Origin of the sequence: Syntrophotalea acetylenivorans, from assembly GCF_001887775.1 — a bacterium.
Taxonomy (GTDB): Bacteria; Desulfobacterota; Desulfuromonadia; order Desulfuromonadales; family Syntrophotaleaceae; genus Syntrophotalea_A; species Syntrophotalea_A acetylenivorans.
Genome location: NZ_CP015519.1, coordinates 1,640,554 through 1,661,514, shown reverse-complemented (window position 1 = coordinate 1,661,514; position 20,961 = coordinate 1,640,554). Strand labels below are relative to the sequence as shown.

Genomic DNA, 20,961 nt, shown 5'->3' with positions numbered 1-20,961 from the left:
TTGACAAGGCAGGGTCAGATTGATATTGTCAGCGGGTTTTCCCCTACTGAAAGGTGGAAAACAATTAACAATAAGTGTGAGAATATACGGGAGTTAGTTTAATGCCGACTATTAATCAGTTGATCCGCAAGGGCCGCGAGAGAAAAGAGAAAAAATCGACCGCGCCGGCGCTCAAGTGTAGTCCTCAAAAGCGTGGAGTCTGTACCCGCGTTTATACTACGACCCCAAAAAAGCCGAACTCGGCTTTGCGGAAGGTCGCTCGTGTGCGCCTTACTAACGGATTTGTGGTTACCTCCTATATCCCTGGTGTTGGCCACAACCTGCAGGAGCACTCTGTGGTGTTGATTCGCGGCGGACGAGTAAAGGACCTTCCGGGTGTGCGCTATCATATCGTGCGTGGTACGCTCGATTTGGCCGGGGTGAAAGACCGCAAGCAGGGTCGCTCCAAGTATGGGGCCAAGCGGCCCAAATAATCAGAAGGCTGAGGGGAAGTTATGCCGAGAAGAAGAGAAGTCGCAAAGCGCGTTATTCTGCCTGATCCGAAGTTTGGTGATCGTTTGCTTGCCAAGTTTGTTAACGCCATCATGTTGGACGGCAAGAAAAGCACGGCGGAAGCGATTGTATATGGTGCCTTTGGTTTGGTGGCTGAACGTTCCAGTGAAGAGCCTTTGGACGTGTTCAAGAAGGCGATGGAAAACGTTCGTCCCATGCTTGAGGTCAAGTCCCGGCGCGTTGGCGGTTCGACCTATCAGGTTCCAGTGGAAGTTCGTAGCGAGCGGCGTAATGCGTTGGCGATTCGCTGGATTATCGGATTTGCTCGTAAGCGTGGCGAAAAAACCATGGGTGAGCGTCTGGCTGGAGAGCTGCTTGATGCTGCAGCCAATCGCGGTACTTCGGTAAAGAAGAAGGAAGATACCCATCGCATGGCTGAGGCGAACAAGGCCTTTGCTCATTATCGCTGGTAGTAGATTTAACCTTTATTTGGTTGTTGAGGATATATTACTGTGGCACGCCAAGTTGCATTAAATAAATATCGTAATATCGGCATTATGGCTCATATTGATGCTGGTAAGACCACCACTACTGAGCGGATTCTGTACTACACCGGTGTTTCACACAAGATCGGTGAGGTGCACGATGGTGCCGCAACGATGGACTGGATGGAGCAGGAGCAGGAGCGGGGCATTACTATTACCTCTGCGGCTACCACTTGTTTCTGGCGTGATCACCGGGTCAATATAATTGATACCCCGGGTCACGTTGACTTTACGGTCGAGGTTGAGCGTTCTCTGCGGGTGCTTGATGGTGCTGTTGCGGTATTCTGTTCCGTTGGCGGTGTTGAGCCGCAGTCTGAAACTGTTTGGCGTCAAGCTGACAAGTACAAGGTGCCGCGGATTGCCTTCGTTAATAAGATGGACCGTCTCGGTGCCGACTTCATGCACGGTGTAGAGATGATGCGCGACCGTCTTGGCGCCAATCCTGTGCCGCTGCAATTGCCTATCGGCGCCGAAGAGGATTTTGCCGGTGTTGTCGATCTGTTGCAGATGAAGGGCATTGTCTGGGACGACGAGTCCCTGGGTGCCGATTATGAGATTATCGACATTCCTGCCGACATGGTTGAGGAGGCCGAGGCTGCTCGCGAAGCCATGATCGAAGAGGTTTGTTCTCACGACGAGGCCCTGATGGAGAAATACATCGGTGGCGAAGAGCTGTCGATTGATGAGCTCAAGCAGGGTATCCGGCGTGCGACCATCGATATTCAGATCAATCCGGTATTGTGCGGGTCTGCCTTTAAGAACAAGGGCGTACAGAATCTGCTCGACGCTGTGGTCGACTATATGCCGTCGCCTCTGGATGTTCCTGCCATTAAGGGTACCGATCCCGACACTCAGGAAGAGCTGACCTGCGCGGCTGAAGATGATGCGCCTTTTGCTGCCTTGGCCTTCAAGGTTATGACCGACCCCTTTGTTGGTCAGCTGACCTTTTTCCGGGTTTACTCCGGTGTGCTTGAGTCCGGCTCTCACGTGTTCAATGTCGGCAAGAGCAAAAAAGAGCGTTTTGGTCGCATCCTGCAGATGCACTCCAATAAGCGCGAAGAGATCAAGGAAGTCGTGGCCGGTGACATCGCGGCGGCGGTTGGTCTTAAGTACGCTACCACCGGTGATACTCTGTGTGACCCTAAAAAGCAGGTATTGCTGGAGTCGATGGAGTTCCCCGAACCGGTTATTCATATTGCTGTCGAGCCCAAGACAAAGGGCGACCAGGACAAGATGGGTACCGCGATTGCCAAGTTGGTTCAGGAAGATCCCACTCTGCGGGTACGGACTGACGAAGAGACTGGTCAGACTATCCTTTCCGGTATGGGCGAGCTGCATCTCGAAGTTATCATCGATCGGATGAAGCGCGAGTTCAAAGTCGAGGCTAATATCGGCGCACCCCAGGTTGCCTACCGTGAGACGATTACCAAGGCTGTGGAGGTGCAGGGTAAGTTCGTACGTCAGTCCGGTGGTCGTGGTCAGTATGGTGATTGCTGGTTGCGTATTGAGCCTCAGGAGGCTGGCGTCGGCTTTGAATTTGTCGATGCGATCAAGGGCGGGGTTATTCCCAAGGAATACATACCTGCTGTTGGTCAGGGTGCTGAAGAGGCCGCTTTGGGCGGTGTTCTGGCCGGGTTCCCTATCGAGGATGTTAAGGTTACCTGCTACGACGGCTCCTATCATGATGTCGACTCCTCGGAGATGGCTTTTAAGATAGCCGGCTCAATGGGCTTTAAAGAAGGTGCTCGCAAGGCCGCTCCTGTATTACTCGAACCGGTCATGGCTGTAGAGGTTGTGGTTCCCGAAGAGTATATGGGCGACGTCATGGGTGACCTCAGTAGTCGCCGCGGCAAGGTAAGCGGTATGGAGGCTCGCGGTGGGGCTCAGGTCATTAATGCCGATGTGCCGCTGTCGAGCATGTTCGGTTATGCTACCGACCTGCGTAGTGCCACTCAGGGTCGCGCCACCTACTCTATGGTTTTTGATCACTATGCTCAGGTGCCAAAGGCGATCGGTGAGGAAATTATTGCTAAGGTCCAAGGGTAACGCCTTTCAGGAGGGTGTATCATGTCAAAAGAAAAATTTGAAAGAACAAAACCCCATGTCAATATTGGGACCATCGGTCACGTCGACCACGGTAAGACCACTCTGACTGCAGCCATCACCAAGGTTATGGCCGCTGGCGGCGGAGCCGAGTTCAAGGCTTTTGATCAGATCGACAACGCTCCTGAAGAGCGTGAGCGCGGTATTACCATCGCCACTGCCCACGTCGAATATGAGACTGCAAACCGTCACTACGCTCACGTTGACTGCCCCGGCCACGCCGACTACGTCAAAAACATGATTACCGGTGCGGCGCAGATGGACGGCGCCATTCTGGTTGTCTCCGCTGCTGACGGTCCCATGCCTCAGACCCGCGAGCACATCCTGCTCGCCCGTCAGGTTGGCGTACCTGCCATGGTTGTCTTCCTCAATAAGGCCGACATGGTCGACGACGAAGAGCTGATGGAACTGGTCGAGCTGGAAGTTCGCGAACTGCTGTCCGCTTACGACTTCCCCGGCGACGATCTGCCGATCATCCCCGGCAGCGCCCTGCAGGCGCTGGAGTGCGGTTGCGGCGCCGCTGACTGTGCGGCCTGCAAGCCCGTTCTCGAACTGATGGACGCTGTTGACAGCTACATCCCCGAGCCGGCTCGTGCCATTGATCTGCCCTTTCTGATGCCTGTCGAGGACGTCTTCTCCATCTCCGGTCGCGGTACTGTCGCCACCGGTCGTGTAGAGCGCGGTATTGTCAAAGTTCAGGAAGAGATCGAGATCGTCGGTATCAAAGATACCACCAAGACCGTCGTTACCGGTGTTGAGATGTTCCGCAAGCTGCTCGATCAGGGCCAGGCTGGCGATAATGTCGGCATCCTGCTTCGCGGCGTTAAACGTGAGGATATCGAGCGCGGCCAGGTACTGGCCAAGCCCGGCAGCATCACCCCTCACACCAAGTTCAAGGCCGAAGCCTATATCCTGACCAAGGAAGAAGGCGGCCGTCATACGCCGTTCTTCAATGGCTACCGTCCTCAGTTCTACTTCCGTACCACGGACGTGACCGGTATCGTCGAGCTTGGCGAAGGCACTGAAATGGTCATGCCTGGCGACAATGCGGCGATGACCGTCAATCTGATTACGCCCATCGCCATGGACAAAGAGCTGCGCTTCGCGATTCGCGAAGGGGGCCGCACTGTTGGTGCCGGCGTCGTCAGCGAGATTATCGAGTAATAGAGGAAACGACCATGCAAAGCCAGAAGATAAGAATTCGTTTGAAGGCTTACGATCATAAGCTGCTTGATCTCTCCGTTAACGAGATCGTAGATACTGCCAAACGCACCGGTGCTCGGGTAGCTGGACCTATTCCGCTGCCTACGGTTATCAATAAGTATTGCGTTCTGCGCGGACCTCACGTCGATAAAAAGAGTCGTGAGCAATTTGAGATGCGCACCCATAAGCGCCTGCTGGATATTGTCGAGCCCACCCAACAAACGGTTGACGCTCTGATGAAGCTGGATTTGTCCGCTGGCGTCGATGTGGAAATCAAGCTTTAATCAACACTTGGATATTAAGGGTACGTGCAATGATGAAGGGTATCTTGGGTAAGAAGCTGGGCATGACCCAGGTCTTCGCGGCAGACGGCAAGTGCATTCCGGTTACGGTTGTTGAGACCGGTCCCTGTGTCGTGCTGCAGAAAAAAAGCGTAGAGACGGACGGCTATAATGCCCTTCAGCTCGGCTTCGGCGAAAAGAAAACTCATCGCACCAGCAAGCCTGAGATGGGCCATTTCAAAAAGGCCGGTAAGGGCGCTTTTGCTTATGTGCGCGAGGTTCGTACGGATGATGTCGATAGCTATAATGTCGGCGATCAAATCTCTTGCGACGCCGTGCTTTCGGCAGGAGATGTGATTGATGTCACCGGAACCAGCAAGGGTAAGGGCTTTCAGGGTGTTATGAAGCGCTGGAATTTTGCCGGTGGTCGTGCAAGCCACGGTTCTAAGTTTCATCGTGGTCCTGGTGCGATCGGCTGTAGCGCTTGGCCGTCAAAGGTTTTTAAGGGTAAAAAAATGGCCGGCCAAATGGGTAACGAGCGCGTTACCACTCAAGGTCTGCAGGTAGTAGAGATGCGGCCTGAGATGAATCTGGTGCTGGTCAAGGGTGCGGTGCCGGGTCCGAAAAATGGATTGGTGATTATCAGCAAAGGCTGAATCGCACACGTCAAAGACGATTTGGAGATAGACCATGGCGAAGATTGCTGTTTACGACATAGATAATAAAAAGGTGTCCGAGCGTGAGCTTGAGGACGCGGTATTTAATGCCGATGTTAAAGGATACCTGATTCACGATATGGTGCGCTACCAATTGGCGGCCAGACGCGGCGGAAATGCTTGTACCAAAAACCGCAGCGCGGTAGCCGGTGGCGGTAAAAAACTTTATCGTCAGAAAGGAACCGGCAATGCCCGTCAGGGTACTAACCGAGCTCCTCACTTTGTAGGCGGCGGCGCGGCCTTTGGTCCTCAGCCTCGCGATTACAGCTTTAAGTTGAATCGCAAGGTTAAAAAAGCTGCTCTGCGCTGTGCTCTTTCTGCACGATATAAAGAAGAAAAGATCGCTGTTCTCGATCGTTTTGATCTTGAAAGTATTGGTACCAAAGGTTTTGTCGAGGTGCTCAAGCGCTTTGAGCTGGAGAACGTTTTGATTGTTCTTGATGGCGAAAACCCCAATGTAGAGCTTTCTGCCCGCAACGTCCCCCATGTCAAAGTGCTCAAGGCGGACGGGGTCAATGTTTACGATGTGATGAACCACAAGAACCTGGTCCTCACTGAAGGCGCAGTGGCTCAGCTTGAAGGAGCGTTAGCATAATGAAACCTTTGCATCAGATAGTTAAGAAACCCCTGGTCACCGAAAAGGTCTATCAGGCTTCCGAAGGGGCCCAGGTTGTTGCTTTTGAAGTTCTGCCTAGCGCTAACAAAATTGAGATTAAGCAGGCGATTGAAAAAGCCTTCGAAGTCAAGGTAGCGCGGGTCAACACGGTTTTGGTGGCTGGTAAGATCAAGCGGGTTGGCCGCAAATTCGGTAAGCGTTCCAATTGGAAAAAAGCTTACGTGACTTTGGCCGAGGGCAGCAAACTCGATTTGTTTGGTGTTTGATAGGGTTCAATTCAGCAATACGGAGTTAGGATAATGGCGATTAAAAAGTACAAACCTACCTCGCCAGGTCGTCGTCACATGACCTCGGCCGATTTTGGGGAAGTTACTGCCGGGAAGCCGGAAAAGTCTTTGCTGGCACCCCTGAAAAAGAGTGGTGGGCGCAACAATCTTGGTCGTATCACCAAGCGCCATACCGGTGGTGGCCATAAGCGTAAATACAGGATCATCGATTTCAAGCGGGATAAAGCTGAAATTCCGGCCAAGGTCGTTTCGGTTGAATACGACCCTAATCGGTCGGCGCGGATTGCCCTGCTTAATTATGCCGATGGTGAAAAGCGTTATATCCTCGCTCCGGTAGGGATTAATGTTGGGGATACGGTTATTGCCAGCGAGCAAGCTGACATCAAGCCGGGCAACTCCATGACTATCCGCTCAATCCCTCTCGGTACCTGGGTACATAATATCGAGTTGCGGATTGGTAAGGGTGGCCAATTAGCCCGTAGTGCCGGCGCCTACGCCATGATCGCTGCCAAGGAAGGTCGTTACGCGCAGTTGCGTTTACCTTCCGGGGAAGTGCGTTTGGTATTGCAGGACTGCCGAGCCACCATAGGCCAGGTTGGCAACGTTCAACATGAAAATGTCAAGATTGGCAAGGCCGGCCGTAACCGCTGGCTTGGTAAGCGTCCGCAGACTCGCGGTGTTGCCATGAACCCGGTAGACCATCCGCACGGCGGTGGTGAAGGTAAGAGTTCCGGCGGTCGTCACCCTGTTACACCTTGGGGTGTGCCGACCAAGGGCTATAAAACCAGGGTTAATAAGCGGACTGACCGTTTTATTGTCCGTCGCAGAAAATAGCCTGCAGTTCCATTTGATAGGAGACGATAGTGGCTAGATCGATAAAAAAAGGGCCGTACGTACAGGAAAGCCTGCTGCGCAAGATTGATTTGGAAGATGCCGGCGGGTCACGGAAGGTAATCAAAACCTGGTCGCGGCGTTCGACGATTATTCCCGAATTTGTGGGTTATACCTTTGCTGTGCACAACGGCAAAAAGTTCATTCCTGTTTTTGTGACTGAAAACATGGTAGGCCACAAGCTTGGTGAGTTTGCTCCGACCCGGACTTATTATGGGCACGGCTCGGATAAAAAACGCTAAATCTCGGAAGAGATTTTGAAAGAGGAGTTTGATTCATGGAAGCCAGAGCCAAGCTAAAATATGCTCGCCTTTCGCCGCAGAAAACCCGGCTTGTTGTCGATATGGTTCGTGGGAAGGGTGTTCAGGAAGCCCTGAATATACTTAAGTTTTCCCCCCAGAAAGCGGCTGATATCGTTGCTTCTGTGGTGAGCTCGGCTGTAGCAAATGCCGAGCAAAAAGGAGTAGCGGATGTCGACCGCCTGATGGTAAAGACTATCTTTGTCGATCAGGGTCCGGTCCTCAAACGCTTCATGCCGCGCGCCCAAGGGCGTGCTACCAAAATTCGTAAGCCGACCAGTCACATTACTGTTGTGCTGGACGAGAAATAGACTTTTGAGGAGGTGATGGTTTGGGCCAGAAAGTTCATCCAATAGGATTTCGGTTAGGGGTTGTAAAGACCTGGGCCGCGCGCTGGTATGCCGAAGGCGATTATAGTAAGCTTCTGCACGAAGATATCAAGCTGCGTGACTATCTGAAGAAGCGTCTTTACCACGCCGGGATCGCCAAGATCGACCTGGAGCGTGCGGCAAGCAAGGTTAAGATTAATATTTTTGCGGCTCGCCCCGGTATTATCATTGGCAAAAAGGGTGCTGAGGTCGAAGTCCTCAAAAAGGAACTGGCCAAACTCACTGACAAGGAAGTTTTCATAAACATCCAGGAAGTGCGTAAGCCCGAGGTGGACGCACAGCTGGTTGCTGAAAACGTTGCTCTCCAGCTTGAGCGCCGCGTCGCATTCCGTCGCGCCATGAAGAAGAGTGTTAGTATGGCTCTCAAATTCGGTGCACAGGGTATCAAGATTACCTGTGCCGGCCGCCTTGGCGGCGCCGAGATGAGCCGTACCGAGTGGTACCGTGAAGGGCGCGTTCCGCTCCATACTCTGCGGGCCGATATCGACTACGGATTCGCCGAAGCGAAGACGACCTACGGCATCATCGGCGTTAAGGTTCTTATCTTCAAGGGCGAAGTGCTTTCGCAGGACCAAAAAGCGATTTGATAGGAGTATTTTGCCATGTTAATGCCCAAGAAGGTAAAACATAGAAAGCAGTTTACTGGTCGCATGACCGGGACTGCCAGCCGAGGGACTGAACTTACCTTCGGTGATTACGGCCTTAAGGCTGTGGAGTGCGGTTGGCTGTCCTCGCGACAGATCGAAGCAGCACGTCGTGCCATGACCCGTCACGTAAAACGTGGTGGTAAGATATGGATTCGCATCTTTCCCGACAAGCCTCTGACCAGTAAGCCTGCCGAAACCCGCATGGGTAAAGGTAAGGGTTCTCCGGAAAGTTGGGTTGCAGTTATCAAGCCCGGCATGGTGCTCTACGAGATGCAGGGTGTAGATAAAGAAGTTGCAACGGAAGCGCTGCGGTTGGCGGCATATAAGCTGCCGATGAAGACCAAGATTGTGATGAGGGAGGAAATAGCTCATGAAGGGTAACGAGCTTAGAGACCTCAGTGTCGAGGAATTGGAAAGTAAGTCTCAGGAATTGAATCAGGAACTGTTTAATCTCAAATTCCAACTTGCTACCGGTCAGCTTGAGAATAGTGCCCGGCTTCCCCAGACCCGCAAGGATATTGCCCGGGTCATGACCATTTTACGGGAAAAACGAAGCTAGGAAGGACTGGGGAGGATCTCAAATGAATAGTGAACGCGGCAATCAAAAAACCCGTACTGGGGTGGTTACCAGCGACAAGATGGATAAGACCGTCGTGGTTAAAGTCGAAAAACTGGTAAAGCACCCAACCTATAAGAAGTACATTAAGCGGCGGGTTACCTATAAAGCCCATGATGAAAATAACGAATGTGGCATTGGTGACAAGGTAACCATCGTGGAGACCAGACCGTTGTCTCGCGACAAGCGGTGGAGAGTCCGCGAAATTCTTGAAAAGAACGTAATTGTCTAGGAGATACAAGTCATGATTCAGATGCAGACGATGCTCGATGTGGCGGATAACTCCGGCGCTCGTAAGCTTTGCACCATCAAGGTGTTGGGTGGTTCTAAGCGGAAATATGCCGGTATCGGCGACATCATCATCTGCTCCGTCAAAGAGGCGCTCCCGAATTCCAAGGTTAAAAAAGGGGATGTGATCCGTGCGGTCATCGTCCGCACCGCCAAGGAAACTCCTCGTCCGGACGGATCGGCCATTAGATTTGATAAGAACTCTGCGGTCGTCGTCAACCCGGCCGGGGAACCGGTAGGCACGCGAATTTTCGGTCCTGTCGCTCGTGAGTTACGGGCCAAGCGGTTCATGAAAATTGTGTCGTTGGCGCCCGAAGTACTTTAATGTTGAGACGGGGAGATTGATACGATGGCAGCAAGTAAACTACATGTCAAAAAAGACGACATGGTGATGGTGATAGCCGGCAAAGAGAAGGGCAAGAGCGGTAAAGTCGTTCGCGTCTTTTCCGACTCCGGTAAGGTGGTGATTGAGGGTATCAATATGATTAAGCGCCATACTCGGCCTAATCGCCTCAATACCGAAGGCGGCATTGTCGAAAAGGAAGCGCCCCTGAGCGGGTCTAACGTGTTGTTGTTGTGCAATGCCTGCAACAAGCCGGCCCGTACTGGAAAACGCATCCTTGAGGACGGTAGCAAGGTCCGCTTCTGCAAGAAGTGCAACGAGATAGTGGATAAGTAACGGAGGATTTTCATGGCCAGACTGAAAGAAGCTTATCGAGCCGAACTTGCTCCGAAGCTTGCCCAGGATCTTCAGCTCAAGAACGTGATGGAAGTGCCACGCGTTGAGAAGGTGATCGTTAATATGGGTCTGGGCGAAGCGATTCAGAATATTAAAATTCTTGAGTCAGCGGTCCAGGAACTGGAAAAGATTACCGGACAGAAAGCGGTTGTCACTAAGGCTAAGCGTTCTATTGCTCAGTTCAAGTTACGTGAGGGTATGCCCATCGGTTGTATGGTGACTTTGCGGCGTGATCGAGCGTACGAGTTCCTTGATCGACTGATTAATGTGGCATTGCCGCGAGTCCGTGATTTCAAGGGGATTTCGCCCAAAGGTTTTGACGGGCGGGGCAATTACACCCTTGGTGTACGTGAGCAACTCATTTTCCCCGAGATCGACCTGGAGCAGGTGGATAAGGTTAAGGGGCTCAATGTGACCATTGTGACCACGGCTCGCAACGATGAGGAGGGCCGGGCGTTGTTGACCGCGATCGGCATGCCTTTTCGTAAAAAGAGCAGCGGTACCGAAGGCTAGCGGAGGATAACAGTGGCTAAAAAATCGATGAAGATCAAGGCGACGCGGCCTAAGAAGTTTGGGGTGAGGGCTTATAACCGCTGTCCCCTGTGTGGCCGTCCTAGGGCCTATTACCGGAAATTCGACATGTGTCGTATATGCCTGCGTAAGCTCGCGTTGGAGGGCAAGCTCCCCGGCGTGATTAAGTCAAGCTGGTAAACAGAACGAAGGAGTTGCATCCATGGCAATGACCGATCCTATCGCGGATATGCTGACCCGGATTCGCAACGCGGGTCTCGCAAAGCACTCGAAGTGCGACATCCCGTCATCCAAGCTCAAAGTAGCTGTGGCGACGGTGCTCAAGGATCTTGGCTATATTAAGAATTTCAAGACCGCAGCGGATGACAAGCAAGGCGTATTGCGGATCTATTTAAAATTCGACGGCGAAGATAAGCACGTAATTCATGAAATTAAGCGGGTTTCCACCCCTGGCCGACGAGTATATGTCGGCAAGGACGAGATTCCGGTGATTAAAAATGGCCTGGGCGCTGCCATCATTTCTACCTCTAGGGGGGTGATGCACGATGTGGCTGCTCGGGAGGCCCAGGTGGGCGGTGAGATTCTCTGCGCCATCTGGTAAGTAGATACGGCTAAGGAGCCCAGAAAATGTCAAGAATAGGGAAAAAACCCGTAGCTATACCGAGTGGCGTTCAGATTTCTTTGAAAGATGATGAACTGACCATCAAGGGCCCTAAGGGTGAACTTAAGCGGTCGATTGTGGCCGGTGTCGGGATTTCTGTCGAGGCCGATCAGGTGCTCGTTCAGAGTGCAGATGAAAGCAAGGGGGCCCGTGCCTATCAGGGTCTGATGCGTTCATTGCTGGCTAACATGGTTGATGGCGTAACTAAAGGGTTTGAAAAAATCCTTGAAATCAACGGCGTTGGCTATCGTGCTGATCTCAAAGGGTCAACTCTTAATCTGGCTCTCGGTTTCTCTCACGGCATCGAATATCCGTTGCCCAAAGGAATCAGTGCCGAGGTCGAAAAGCAGACCAAGATTATCGTACGTGGTATCGACAAAGAACTCGTTGGTGCTACAGCAGCCAAGATTCGTTCTTTCCGGCCGCCTGAGCCTTACAAGGGCAAGGGTATCAAATATGCCGATGAACGAATCATCCGTAAGGCTGGCAAAGCTGGCAAAAAATAACTGACTTAAGGTCAAGGAGACAGACAGTGAACGTCGCGACTAAAAGGCGTCAGGCAAGGTTAAAGAGGCAGGCACGGGTGCGCCGCAAGGTATGTGGTACCAGCGCAAGACCCCGTCTCTGTATCTTCCGCAGTGCCAAACATATTTACGCCCAGATTATAGAGGATACTACTGGCACCACTTTGGTTGCTGCATCGACTCTTTGTAAAGAGGTTGTTGAGGATCTGAAGGGAACCGGCAATATTGACGCGGCCAAGGCTGTCGGCACTGCTGTCGCCAAAAAGGCCCTCGCTAAAGATATTAAAGAAGTGGTTTTTGACCGTAACGGTTTCCTTTATCACGGCCGTATCAAGGGCCTGGCCGATGCGGCCAGGGAAGCCGGTCTGTCTTTTTAGGTAAGGAGGATTTCTTTGCTTCGCAATGATCCCAACGAAATGGAATTAACTGACCGCGTGGTACATATCAATCGCTGCGCAAAGGTCGTTAAGGGTGGACGCCGCTTCAGCTTTTCAGCTCTGGTTGTTGTTGGTGATGGTAAAGGTCGTGTCGGCTTTGGGCATGGCAAGGCCAAAGAGGTTCCCGAAGCTATCCGAAAGGGCGTTGAACAGGCGAAAAAGAGCCTGATCACGGTACCATTGGCAGACCGGACCATTCCCTTCGATATTATCGGCAAGTTTGGTGCTGGTAAGGTCCTGCTCAAGCCGGCTTCGCCCGGTACCGGCGTAATTGCCGGCGGTGCAGTCCGCGCGGTGCTTGAAGCTGCCGGAGTGGGCGATATCCTGTCCAAGTGCCTTGGTTCCAACAACCCTCATAATGTTGTTCGAGCTACGGTTGACGCATTGTCTCGACTGCGTAGTGCCGAGGAAATTATGGCTCGCCGTGGGCTTGGCGCCGAAGACTAGGCACCGCTGAAAAGGAGATGATTTATGGCCGAACAGATTAAGGTCACGTTGATCAAGAGCGGTATTGGCCGCAATAAATATTTCACAAAAGTTCTCAAAGGATTGCAACTTTCCAAGTTGCACAAGACCGTAGAGTTGCCTGATACGCCGGAAATTCGGGGTATGATCAACAAGGTTTCTCACATGGTTGTGGTTGAGAACTGATTCAATCCAGGGGAAGTGCTGTTATGGATCTGAGTAATCTGAGGCCGGCAATCGGCTCAACAAAAAATAGAAAACGCATCGGCCGTGGAGCGGGTTCCGGTACCGGTAAGACTTCCGGTAAAGGCCATAAGGGACAGAATGCTCGCAGTGGTGGTGGTGCCAAGCCTGGCTTCGAAGGGGGCCAGATGCCCTTACAGCGCCGTCTTCCTAAGCGTGGCTTTACTCCTTTGGATAAAAAGGTCTATGCCTTGGTAAATTTGCGCGACCTTCAAAATCTTTTTGAGGCAGGTACCGTAGTGGATATGGAAGCGCTTGGTAAGGCCGGCCTTGTAAAGAAAATTCAAGATGGCATCAAGATTCTTGCCGATGGCGATCTCGACAAGGCGCTGACTGTTAAGGCTCACAAGTTCAGCAAGGCTGCCCAGCAGAAGATTGAAGCTGCCGGCGGCAAAGTCGAGGTTATCTAACGTGATAAAGAGCATCCAGAATATTTTCAGTATACCGGAGCTGCGGCGACGCATCCTGTTTACGCTAGGGATGCTCGCCGTTTATCGTGTTGGCTGCCATATCCCAACCCCCGGCATTGATGCCCAGGTTCTCGCAAAGTTTTTTGAGGGAAGCCAGGGCACTTTGCTAGGCATGGTCAGTGCCTTCACCGGTGGTGCTTTGCAGCGCATGACAGTTTTTGCGCTGGGCATTATGCCGTATATCAGTGCATCGATTATTATGCAGCTGTTGGGAGTGGTGTTCGAACCTGTTGAACGCCTGGCTAAAGAGGGTGAACAAGGCCGCAAAACCATCACCAAGTGGACTCGCTACGGTACTATTGTATTGTCCATTGTTCAGGGTGCCGGTATTGCGGTTGGATTACAGCAGATGAGCGGTCCTGCCGGTGAGCCAGTAGTTCCCGGACCAGGTCTTGGTTTTATTCTGTTGACTGTCTTGACCCTCACCGCCGGCACTGCCTTTATCATGTGGCTCGGCGAGCAGATTACCGAGCGGGGGATCGGAAACGGTATTTCGCTGATCATTTTCGCAGGTATTGTGGCTAATATGCCGGCTGCGGTTGTCAATACGCTTCGGCTTATGAATACAGGCGCCATCAGCTTGTTCGTCATGATTGTTATCCTTGCAGTTATGGTGGCTGTTATCGGCGCGATTGTGTTTATGGAACGTGGTCAGCGAAGGCTGCCCATTCACTATGCCAAACGCGTCGTGGGCATGCGTAACTACGGTGGACAAAAAAGCCATTTGCCTCTCAAGGTCAATATGAGTGGTGTAATTCCACCCATTTTCGCCAGCTCTATTATCATGTTCCCTGCGACAATCGCTAATCTGGTTGAGATTGAGTGGGTGCAGGCATTTGCAGCCATGATGACACCGACCCATATCCTTTATAATGTCATTTTTGTTGCATTTATCATCTTCTTCTGTTACTTCTACACGGCTGTTACTTTCAACCCGTTGGATGTGGCGGAAAATGTAAAAAAACAGGGCGGCTATATTCCTGGTATCAGGCCTGGTAAGGCTACCTCTGACTATATTAATGATGTATTAAACCGACTGACTTTTGCTGGTGCTATCTACATCGCAGCGGTATGCGTGTTGCCGACAATTTTGATCAGTTCGTTTAATGTCCAGTTCTTTTTTGGCGGCACCTCGCTACTCATTGTAGTCGGGGTTGGTCTTGATACTGCCGCGCAGATTGAAGCGCATTTGATCTCTCGGTCCTATGAGGGCTTTATGAAGGGGGTCACCCTCAAGGGGCGGCAGGGTTAGTATGGAGGAGATCCTGTGAAGATGATCTTTTTGGGTCCGCCCGGTTCGGGCAAGGGGACCCAGGCAAAAATGATTTCTGAAAAGCTCGGAATACCCCAGATTTCAACTGGGGATATGCTTCGCTCTGCCGTTCGAGAAGGAACCCCGATGGGGCGCAAGGCTAAAGCCATGATGGACGCAGGGGCTTTGGTGGCTGATGAAGTCGTCGTTGGAATCGTTCAGGAACGGTTGGCGATGGCCGATTGTAATCCTGGGTTCATCTTAGATGGTTTTCCCCGTACAGTGCCTCAGGCCGATGCCCTTCAGACCTGCTTGCAGAATCTTGGTAAAGATCTTGACGCAGTGATTTCTCTTGAGGTCGATAGTGACGCGGTTGTAGAGCGTATCACTGGTCGTCGAACATGTCGTGACTGCGGTAAAATGTTTCACGTACGTTTCGATCCGCCATCGCAGGAAGGCATCTGCGATAGCTGCGGCGGTGAACTTTACCTCCGCGATGATGACCAGGAGATGACCATCCGTAAACGTTTAGAGGTTTATGCTGAACAGACGGCACCTCTGATCGATTACTATCAGCAAGCCGACCTTGTTCGGACGGTTGATGGCATGCAGGAAATCTCTAAGGTGCAGGATCAGATCCTGGTGGCTGTGGGCTCCAAGTAATGATAATTTTAAAATCTCAGGCTGAACTCGGAAAGATGAGGGACGCTGGGAGAGTGGTTGCGGAAATACTCGCGCTGCTAAAAGAGCGGATCAAACCAGGCGTAACTACGGGTGAGTTGGATCGCTTAGCTGAAAAAGAATGCCGCAAGCGGCAGGCCAAGCCGGCCTTCAAGGGCTATGGCGGGTTTCCATACAGTATTTGTTCGTCACCAGATGAGCAGGTTGTCCATGGATTTCCAAATGATCGGCCGCTTTCTGAAGGGACCATTCTGAGTATTGACTTCGGGGTGATCTATCGCGGATTTTATGGTGATTCCGCTTTCACCGTGCCCGTTGGTAAAATTAACAAGGAAAAACAACATTTAATAGAGGTCACTGAAAAATCTCTTTCGCTGGCGATTGAACAGGTTCAGTGTCAAGGTTTTCTCTATGATGTTGCTCGAGCCGTGCAGACTTGCGTTGAGGCGGAAGGATTCAGCGTGGTGAGAGAATTTGTAGGGCATGGAATAGGCAAAGGTCTGCACGAAGAACCTCAGATCCCCAATTTTGTTCCCGGTGCCGGGCGTGGTGAGCAACTTCGTTCTGGCATGACCTTGGCGATCGAGCCAATGGTTAATGCCGGTTCTCCGGGGGTAAAGATTTTGCGTGATGGCTGGACAGCGGTTACAGTTGATGGCCGACCATCGGCTCATTTTGAACACACTGTGGCTGTTACCGAGAACGGACCCCAGATTTTAACTCAGATCTGATAGGCACCCGGTTAAGGAAGAGCGCCGTTTTTAAGCAGCTTCGTTTAGCCGACTTCTTAATAGGACAAAGGAACAATCAATGAAAGTGCGAGCTTCGGTCAAACCGATTTGCGTTAAGTGCAAAGTAATTAAGCGCAAGGGAATTCTTAGGGTCATCTGCGAAAATCCCAAGCACAAGCAGAAGCAGGGATAACCGGATCAGGAGGAAAATACATTGGCACGTATTGCTGGTAACGACTTACCAAGAAATAAACGGATTGAGATTGCCCTCACCTACATCTACGGTGTAGGCCGGTCTTTGTCCCAAAATATTTTGCAGAAAGCCGGAGTGGATCCCAATACCCGCACTGACGATCTGACCGACGCTGAAGTTGCTAAGATCAGAGAGGTTATTGACGGCGGATATGAGGTTGAGGGCGATTTGCGCCGGGTTGTTTCGACCAATATCAAGCGCCTTATGGATTTAGGCTGCTATCGCGGCCTGCGTCACCGCCGCGGTCTGCCGGTGCGCGGACAGAAAACCAAAACCAACGCACGGACCCGGAAGGGGCCTAGAAAAACTGTGGCTGGTAAGAAGAAATAATCGGAGGAACCATGGCTAAGCCTGGTAAGAAGACGGTAAGAAAGAGTAGAGAAAAAAAGAATGTTGCTAATGGTATTGCGCACATTCAGGCAACCTTCAATAATACTATCGTGACGTTTACTGATGTCAGCGGTAATGTGGTTTCCTGGTCGACTTGTGGTGCCAATAGCTTTAAGGGTTCCCGTAAGAGTACCCCTTTCGCGGCCCAGATTGCTGCTGAAGAAGCTGCCAAGAAAGCGCAAGAGCATGGCATGCGTTCAGTTGAAATTCGTGTTAAAGGTCCCGGCTCCGGCCGTGAATCAGCCCTGAGAGCCATTTCGGCTGCTGGTCTGAACATCAGCATGATTAAGGATGTGACCCCCATTCCGCACAACGGTTGTCGGCCGCCGAAGCGCAGAAGAGTCTAACCATACAAGGAGGATGAACGTTGGCTAGATATACTGGACCCGTCTGCCGTCAGTGTAGAAGGGAAAATATGAAGTTGTTCCTGAAAGGGGACAGGTGCTACACCGACAAGTGTGCTGTTGAACGGCGGAACTATGCCCCGGGCATTCATGGCCAGGGTCGTGTTAAGGTCTCTGAATACGGAACCCAGTTGCGTGAAAAGCAACGTGTTAAACGCACTTACGGTTTGCTTGAGAAGCAGTTCCGCGCTTATTTTGCCAAGGCTGATCGTGCAAAGGGCGTAACTGGCGAGAACCTGCTCGTATTGCTTGAGCGTCGGCTCGATAGTGTTGTTTACCGTCTCGGCTTTGCCAGTTCCCGCAATGAGGCTCGTTTGCTCATCCGTCAGGGACATTTTCTGGTCAATGGTCGCAAAGTAAATATTCCCTCTTTTATCATGCGCATCAACGACGTCGTCGAATTGCGTGAAAAGAGCCGTCAGATCACGCGTGTCAACGATTCTCTCGACGGTGTGATGCGGCGTGGCGTACCTTCCTGGGTAGAGTTGGAGCGGGATGCCTTTAAGGGAACCTTGAAGACTCTGCCTGTTCGCGAAGAGATGACGACTCCTGCGTTCCAGGAGCAGTTGATCGTCGAGCTCTACTCGAAGTAATCGCGGCCTGAGGCGGTTGTAACCTCATTATGGAGGATACGAATGTATAAAAACTGGAGAGATCTCATCAAGCCCAAGCGCCTCCAGATTGAATCGGACAGTCTGTCCGATACTTATGGGAAGTTTAAGGCGGAACCTTTTGAACGTGGATTTGGCACTACTTTGGGTAATGCCCTGCGCCGAGTTCTTTTGTCGTCTTTACAGGGTGCCGCTATTACGTCCGTACGGATTAAAGGCGTACTCCATGAGTTCTCGACAATCCCCGGTGTTACCGAGGATGTCACCGACATTATTTTGAACCTCAAGGGTGTTTTGCTTAAGTTGCACGGCAATGAGGTACGAAACATTCGCATTGTCAAAAAGGGTGCCGGGGTAATAACGGCAGGTGACATTGTGACCGACTCACATGTCGAGGTGCTTAACCCTGATCATCATATTTTGACCTGCTCCAAAGAAGCGGATGTTGAAATGGACATGGTTGTGGCTATGGGTAAGGGTTATGTCCCTGCCGAGCGCAATCGTGATGAAAAGGCACCGGTAGGCACCATTCCGATTGATGCTATCTTCTCGCCTATCAAGAAGGTGAACTTTACTGTAACCAACGCTCGTGTTGGGCAGATCACCAACTTTGATAAGCTGAATCTCGAGGTCTTTACCGATGGCAGCGTGCGTGCTGATGATGCTGTTGCCTACGGGGCTAAGATTCTTAAGGAACAGTTGCAGATTTTCATCAATTTTGATGAAGAAGCTGAAACGCACGGCGTCGACGAGAATGAAGAGAGTCGAAAGATTAACGAAAACCTCTATCGTTCAGTGGATGAGCTTGAGCTTTCGGTGCGTAGCGCCAACTGCCTCAAAAATGCCAATATTCACCTGATCGGTGACCTTGTGCAGCGGTCCGAAGCTGAAATGCTTAAAACCCAGAACTTCGGACGCAAATCACTGAATGAGATCAAGGACATCTTGGCTGAGATGGGCTTGTCTCTGGGGATGGCCCTGGAGGGTTTTCCCGACCCTGAATATCTTAAGATGATTCGTGAGGGAAGTGAGGATCTTTGATCCTCCGCGATCCCGTTAAGTAACGAAGAAAGGACCGTAGAACAATGCGTCACAATAAATCCGGCAGGCGGCTTGGCCGCAATTCGAGTCATCGGGCCGCCATGATGCGCAACATGGTGACATCGCTTCTCGATCATGAAAAAATCACCACGACCATAACTCGTGCTAAAGAGTTGCGGAAAGTTGCTGAGAAGATGATCACCCTCGGTAAGCGTGGAGATTTGCACGCTCGGCGGCAGGCCCTGCAGGTCATTCGTGATCGCAAGGTTGTTGGTAAGCTGTTTGAAATGGTCGCGCCCCGATACAAAGACCGTCCCGGTGGTTACACTCGGATTATCAAGCTTGGCAATCGTGCGGGCGACAATGCACCGGTATGTCTGATCGAATTGGTCGAGGAGGAATTCACTCCCCGTCCCAAAAAAGTAGTTGCCGAGGCTGCAGCTGATGTTGCTCCTGTTGAAGAGCCTGTAGTTGAGGCTGCTACCGAGGAAGTCGTGGCTGAGTCAGAAGCTGAAGCCGAAGACAAAGACTAGGCACCTGCTCATATATCAGGAAAAAAGGCAAGGGGGTTGTTCCCCTTGCCTTTTTTCTTTGTTGTAGCCAATGGCTTGAATCTTGACCGACCGCGGCTGTCCATGGTAGCTTTGCCTACTTAAGTTACTGGAGCCCATAATGTATTTTCCTTCTCTAAAGCAATTTCGTCTCTTTGCCAAACAGGGCAATCTGATCCCGGTTTATCGAGAGATCCTGGCCGATATGGAAACGCCCGTTTCCGCCTTTAAAAAAATCGATGACGGGCAGAATTCTTTTTTACTGGAAAGCATCGCTGGCGGTGAAAAGTGGGCTCGTTATTCTTTTCTCGGCAGTAATCCTGGCAAGATCTTCCGTTGCAGCGGCCAGCAATTTGAAGTTCTTGGCCGAGACGGTTCTGTTCACAGCGGTACCAGCGCCGATCCCCTGGCAGAAATTAAACAATTTATGGAGGCCTATCGACCTGTTCAGGTCGACGGTTTACCGCCATTCTTTGGAGGATTGGTTGGCTATCTTGGGTACGATATGGTCCGTTTTTTCGAGGATCTGCCATCTTGTTCCAAACAGCAGATCGGGGCTTATGATGCCTGCTTTCTGCTGACTGATACCCTGCTTATTTTTGATAATGTCGCCCAGACGATCAAGGTGGTGTGTAATGTTGCATTGTCTGAGGATGAGGATCCGGAGGTCGCCTATCGTCAGGCCTTGGTTGCAATTGATCAGCTTATTGAGAAGTTGCGCAGTCCTTTGGCCGCCATCTCTGCCGAACCCGCCTATGGTCCAGCGGAAGATTTCGTCTCCGATTTTACGGCGGAGGAATTTATGGCCGCTGTTGAACAGTGCAAGGAGTATGTCCGCGCTGGCGACATAATCCAAGTAGTTCTGTCTCAGCGCCTTTCCGGTCGCCTAGGCGCGCCTCCCTTCGATGTTTATCGGGCTCTGCGTACCCTGAATCCATCTCCCTATATGTTTTTTCTCCGTTTTGAGAAAACCTTGGTCATCGGTGCCTCTCCGGAAGTGCTGGTTCGAAAGGTCGGAGCGGAAGTGGAAGTGCGTCCCATCGCCGGCACTCGTCCCAGAGGTGGGACTGTTGATGAGGATTTACAGCTTGAAGAGGACCTTCTTGCTGATCCCAAGGAATGTGCCGAGCATATCATGTTAGTCGATTTAGGTCGCAATGACATTGGCCGTGTCTGCCGTACCGGTTCCGTTGAAGTTAGCGAGCTGATGGTCATTGAGCGTTACTCGCATGTCATGCACATTGTCTCCAATGTCCATGGTCTGTTGCGTTCCGATTGTGATGCTTATGATGTGTTGCGGGCAACGTTTCCCGCAGGTACTCTGAGTGGTGCACCGAAGATTCGGGCCATGGAAATTATTGAAGAGCTGGAACCTGCTCGAAGAGAGATCTATGGCGGCGCTGTGGGCTATTTCTCTTTTTCCGGCAATATGGATATGGCGATTGCCATCCGCACTCTGGTTGTCCATGATGATCGTATTCACTTACAGGCCGGAGCCGGTATTGTAGCCGACTCGGATCCAGCTTCTGAATATGAAGAAACTCTGAACAAGGCTCGTGGCGTGATGAAGGCCATCGATATGGCGCGAAAGGGGCTGGATTGAC

At 51.6% G+C, this 20,961-nt stretch carries 35 protein-coding genes; all 35 read left to right on the top strand.

The annotated features are described in order from the left end of the window. The first annotated feature begins 101 nt into the window (after positions 1-101). The 35 genes from rpsL (at position 102) to trpE (ending at position 20,960) form a co-directional block, all read left to right on the top strand. Positions 102-473 carry a 30S ribosomal protein S12 gene (rpsL, locus tag A7E78_RS07630; RefSeq protein ID WP_072283669.1) on the top strand — a complete coding sequence of 124 codons (372 nt, stop codon included), beginning with the start codon at positions 102-104 and terminating at the stop codon, positions 471-473. Between the two features lie 21 nt (positions 474-494). Continuing rightward, a complete protein-coding gene (gene rpsG / locus A7E78_RS07625) occupies positions 495-965 on the top strand; it encodes a 30S ribosomal protein S7 (RefSeq protein WP_072283668.1) in 471 nt (156 codons plus the stop codon). A 39-nt stretch (positions 966-1,004) separates the two neighbouring features. Beyond that, complete coding sequence (gene fusA, locus A7E78_RS07620) at positions 1,005-3,083, top strand: elongation factor G (RefSeq protein ID WP_072283667.1); 2,079 nt, start codon at positions 1,005-1,007, stop codon at positions 3,081-3,083. 21 nt (positions 3,084-3,104) lie between these two features. After that, positions 3,105-4,304 carry an elongation factor Tu gene (gene tuf, locus A7E78_RS07615; protein ID WP_072283666.1) on the top strand — a complete coding sequence of 400 codons (1,200 nt, stop codon included), beginning with the start codon at positions 3,105-3,107 and terminating at the stop codon, positions 4,302-4,304. A gap of 14 nt (positions 4,305-4,318) precedes the next feature. Further along, entirely contained in the window at positions 4,319-4,627 is a 309-nt protein-coding gene (rpsJ, locus tag A7E78_RS07610) for a 30S ribosomal protein S10 (RefSeq protein WP_072283665.1), read from the top strand. Between the two features lie 29 nt (positions 4,628-4,656). Continuing rightward, positions 4,657-5,280, top strand: coding sequence for a 50S ribosomal protein L3 (gene rplC / locus A7E78_RS07605; protein ID WP_072283664.1), 624 nt, complete (start codon positions 4,657-4,659; stop codon positions 5,278-5,280). Positions 5,281-5,314: 34 nt separating this feature from the next. After that, positions 5,315-5,935, top strand: a complete 621-nt coding sequence (gene rplD, locus A7E78_RS07600) for a 50S ribosomal protein L4 (RefSeq protein ID WP_072283663.1) — start codon at positions 5,315-5,317, stop codon at positions 5,933-5,935. After that, the gene (locus A7E78_RS07595) at positions 5,935-6,222 is read left to right on the top strand and encodes a 50S ribosomal protein L23 (RefSeq protein WP_072283662.1); all 288 of its coding nucleotides are present in this window, start codon (positions 5,935-5,937) and stop codon (positions 6,220-6,222) included. The genes rplD and A7E78_RS07595 overlap by 1 nt, the downstream gene beginning before the upstream one ends. Positions 6,223-6,255: 33 nt before the next feature. Continuing rightward, the gene (gene rplB / locus A7E78_RS07590) at positions 6,256-7,077 is read left to right on the top strand and encodes a 50S ribosomal protein L2 (RefSeq protein WP_072283661.1); all 822 of its coding nucleotides are present in this window, start codon (positions 6,256-6,258) and stop codon (positions 7,075-7,077) included. Positions 7,078-7,106: 29 nt separating this feature from the next. Beyond that, positions 7,107-7,376 (top strand): 30S ribosomal protein S19, encoded by a 270-nt coding sequence (gene rpsS / locus A7E78_RS07585; protein WP_072283660.1) that lies wholly within the window; start codon positions 7,107-7,109, stop codon positions 7,374-7,376. 35 nt (positions 7,377-7,411) lie between these two features. After that, positions 7,412-7,744 (top strand): 50S ribosomal protein L22, encoded by a 333-nt coding sequence (rplV, locus tag A7E78_RS07580; RefSeq protein ID WP_072283659.1) that lies wholly within the window; start codon positions 7,412-7,414, stop codon positions 7,742-7,744. A 20-nt stretch (positions 7,745-7,764) separates the two neighbouring features. Next, positions 7,765-8,409 carry a 30S ribosomal protein S3 gene (gene rpsC / locus A7E78_RS07575; RefSeq protein ID WP_072283658.1) on the top strand — a complete coding sequence of 215 codons (645 nt, stop codon included), beginning with the start codon at positions 7,765-7,767 and terminating at the stop codon, positions 8,407-8,409. 15 nt (positions 8,410-8,424) lie between these two features. After that, positions 8,425-8,850: a 50S ribosomal protein L16 gene (gene rplP / locus A7E78_RS07570; RefSeq protein ID WP_072283657.1), complete on the top strand. Its 426-nt coding sequence runs from the start codon at positions 8,425-8,427 to the stop codon at positions 8,848-8,850. Further along, the gene (gene rpmC, locus A7E78_RS07565; protein ID WP_072283656.1) at positions 8,840-9,028 is read left to right on the top strand and encodes a 50S ribosomal protein L29; all 189 of its coding nucleotides are present in this window, start codon (positions 8,840-8,842) and stop codon (positions 9,026-9,028) included. The genes rplP and rpmC overlap by 11 nt, the downstream gene beginning before the upstream one ends. 22 nt (positions 9,029-9,050) lie before the next feature. After that, entirely contained in the window at positions 9,051-9,317 is a 267-nt protein-coding gene (gene rpsQ / locus A7E78_RS07560; RefSeq protein ID WP_072283655.1) for a 30S ribosomal protein S17, read from the top strand. Positions 9,318-9,329: 12 nt separating this feature from the next. After that, on the top strand, positions 9,330-9,698 hold the full coding sequence (gene rplN / locus A7E78_RS07555; RefSeq protein ID WP_072283654.1) for a 50S ribosomal protein L14: 369 nt from the start codon (positions 9,330-9,332) through the stop codon (positions 9,696-9,698). 24 nt (positions 9,699-9,722) lie between these two features. Further along, positions 9,723-10,052: a 50S ribosomal protein L24 gene (gene rplX / locus A7E78_RS07550; protein ID WP_072283653.1), complete on the top strand. Its 330-nt coding sequence runs from the start codon at positions 9,723-9,725 to the stop codon at positions 10,050-10,052. Between the two features lie 12 nt (positions 10,053-10,064). Continuing rightward, a complete protein-coding gene (rplE, locus tag A7E78_RS07545; RefSeq protein WP_072283652.1) occupies positions 10,065-10,625 on the top strand; it encodes a 50S ribosomal protein L5 in 561 nt (186 codons plus the stop codon). Between the two features lie 12 nt (positions 10,626-10,637). Further along, positions 10,638-10,823 carry a type Z 30S ribosomal protein S14 gene (locus A7E78_RS07540; protein WP_072283651.1) on the top strand — a complete coding sequence of 62 codons (186 nt, stop codon included), beginning with the start codon at positions 10,638-10,640 and terminating at the stop codon, positions 10,821-10,823. 22 nt (positions 10,824-10,845) lie between these two features. Further along, positions 10,846-11,244 carry a 30S ribosomal protein S8 gene (gene rpsH, locus A7E78_RS07535; RefSeq protein ID WP_072283650.1) on the top strand — a complete coding sequence of 133 codons (399 nt, stop codon included), beginning with the start codon at positions 10,846-10,848 and terminating at the stop codon, positions 11,242-11,244. A gap of 26 nt (positions 11,245-11,270) precedes the next feature. Further along, positions 11,271-11,810 (top strand): 50S ribosomal protein L6, encoded by a 540-nt coding sequence (rplF, locus tag A7E78_RS07530; protein ID WP_072283649.1) that lies wholly within the window; start codon positions 11,271-11,273, stop codon positions 11,808-11,810. A gap of 26 nt (positions 11,811-11,836) precedes the next feature. Beyond that, positions 11,837-12,205 (top strand): 50S ribosomal protein L18, encoded by a 369-nt coding sequence (gene rplR / locus A7E78_RS07525; RefSeq protein WP_072283648.1) that lies wholly within the window; start codon positions 11,837-11,839, stop codon positions 12,203-12,205. 15 nt (positions 12,206-12,220) lie between these two features. Then, on the top strand, positions 12,221-12,712 hold the full coding sequence (rpsE, locus tag A7E78_RS07520) for a 30S ribosomal protein S5 (protein ID WP_072283647.1): 492 nt from the start codon (positions 12,221-12,223) through the stop codon (positions 12,710-12,712). A 24-nt stretch (positions 12,713-12,736) separates the two neighbouring features. Further along, positions 12,737-12,916: a 50S ribosomal protein L30 gene (gene rpmD / locus A7E78_RS07515; RefSeq protein ID WP_072283646.1), complete on the top strand. Its 180-nt coding sequence runs from the start codon at positions 12,737-12,739 to the stop codon at positions 12,914-12,916. A gap of 23 nt (positions 12,917-12,939) precedes the next feature. Beyond that, positions 12,940-13,383 (top strand): 50S ribosomal protein L15, encoded by a 444-nt coding sequence (rplO, locus tag A7E78_RS07510; protein ID WP_072283645.1) that lies wholly within the window; start codon positions 12,940-12,942, stop codon positions 13,381-13,383. A 1-nt stretch (position 13,384) separates the two neighbouring features. After that, positions 13,385-14,695 (top strand): preprotein translocase subunit SecY, encoded by a 1,311-nt coding sequence (gene secY, locus A7E78_RS07505; protein ID WP_072283644.1) that lies wholly within the window; start codon positions 13,385-13,387, stop codon positions 14,693-14,695. Positions 14,696-14,710: 15 nt separating this feature from the next. After that, positions 14,711-15,358 (top strand): adenylate kinase, encoded by a 648-nt coding sequence (locus tag A7E78_RS07500; protein ID WP_072283643.1) that lies wholly within the window; start codon positions 14,711-14,713, stop codon positions 15,356-15,358. Then, a complete protein-coding gene (gene map / locus A7E78_RS07495; protein ID WP_072283642.1) occupies positions 15,358-16,107 on the top strand; it encodes a type I methionyl aminopeptidase in 750 nt (249 codons plus the stop codon). Before A7E78_RS07500 ends, map begins: the two co-directional genes overlap by 1 nt. A gap of 79 nt (positions 16,108-16,186) precedes the next feature. Next, entirely contained in the window at positions 16,187-16,300 is a 114-nt protein-coding gene (gene rpmJ / locus A7E78_RS07490; protein WP_072283641.1) for a 50S ribosomal protein L36, read from the top strand. Between the two features lie 21 nt (positions 16,301-16,321). Continuing rightward, positions 16,322-16,690 (top strand): 30S ribosomal protein S13, encoded by a 369-nt coding sequence (gene rpsM, locus A7E78_RS07485; protein WP_072283640.1) that lies wholly within the window; start codon positions 16,322-16,324, stop codon positions 16,688-16,690. An 11-nt stretch (positions 16,691-16,701) separates the two neighbouring features. Continuing rightward, positions 16,702-17,097 carry a 30S ribosomal protein S11 gene (gene rpsK / locus A7E78_RS07480; RefSeq protein WP_072283639.1) on the top strand — a complete coding sequence of 132 codons (396 nt, stop codon included), beginning with the start codon at positions 16,702-16,704 and terminating at the stop codon, positions 17,095-17,097. 20 nt (positions 17,098-17,117) lie between these two features. Further along, positions 17,118-17,747: a 30S ribosomal protein S4 gene (gene rpsD, locus A7E78_RS07475; RefSeq protein WP_072283638.1), complete on the top strand. Its 630-nt coding sequence runs from the start codon at positions 17,118-17,120 to the stop codon at positions 17,745-17,747. A gap of 42 nt (positions 17,748-17,789) precedes the next feature. Further along, a complete protein-coding gene (locus A7E78_RS07470) occupies positions 17,790-18,806 on the top strand; it encodes a DNA-directed RNA polymerase subunit alpha (protein WP_072283637.1) in 1,017 nt (338 codons plus the stop codon). Between the two features lie 44 nt (positions 18,807-18,850). After that, on the top strand, positions 18,851-19,339 hold the full coding sequence (rplQ, locus tag A7E78_RS07465; RefSeq protein WP_072283636.1) for a 50S ribosomal protein L17: 489 nt from the start codon (positions 18,851-18,853) through the stop codon (positions 19,337-19,339). A 139-nt stretch (positions 19,340-19,478) separates the two neighbouring features. After that, positions 19,479-20,960 carry an anthranilate synthase component I gene (gene trpE / locus A7E78_RS07460; protein WP_072283635.1) on the top strand — a complete coding sequence of 494 codons (1,482 nt, stop codon included), beginning with the start codon at positions 19,479-19,481 and terminating at the stop codon, positions 20,958-20,960. The last annotated feature ends 1 nt before the right edge of the window (position 20,961 follow it).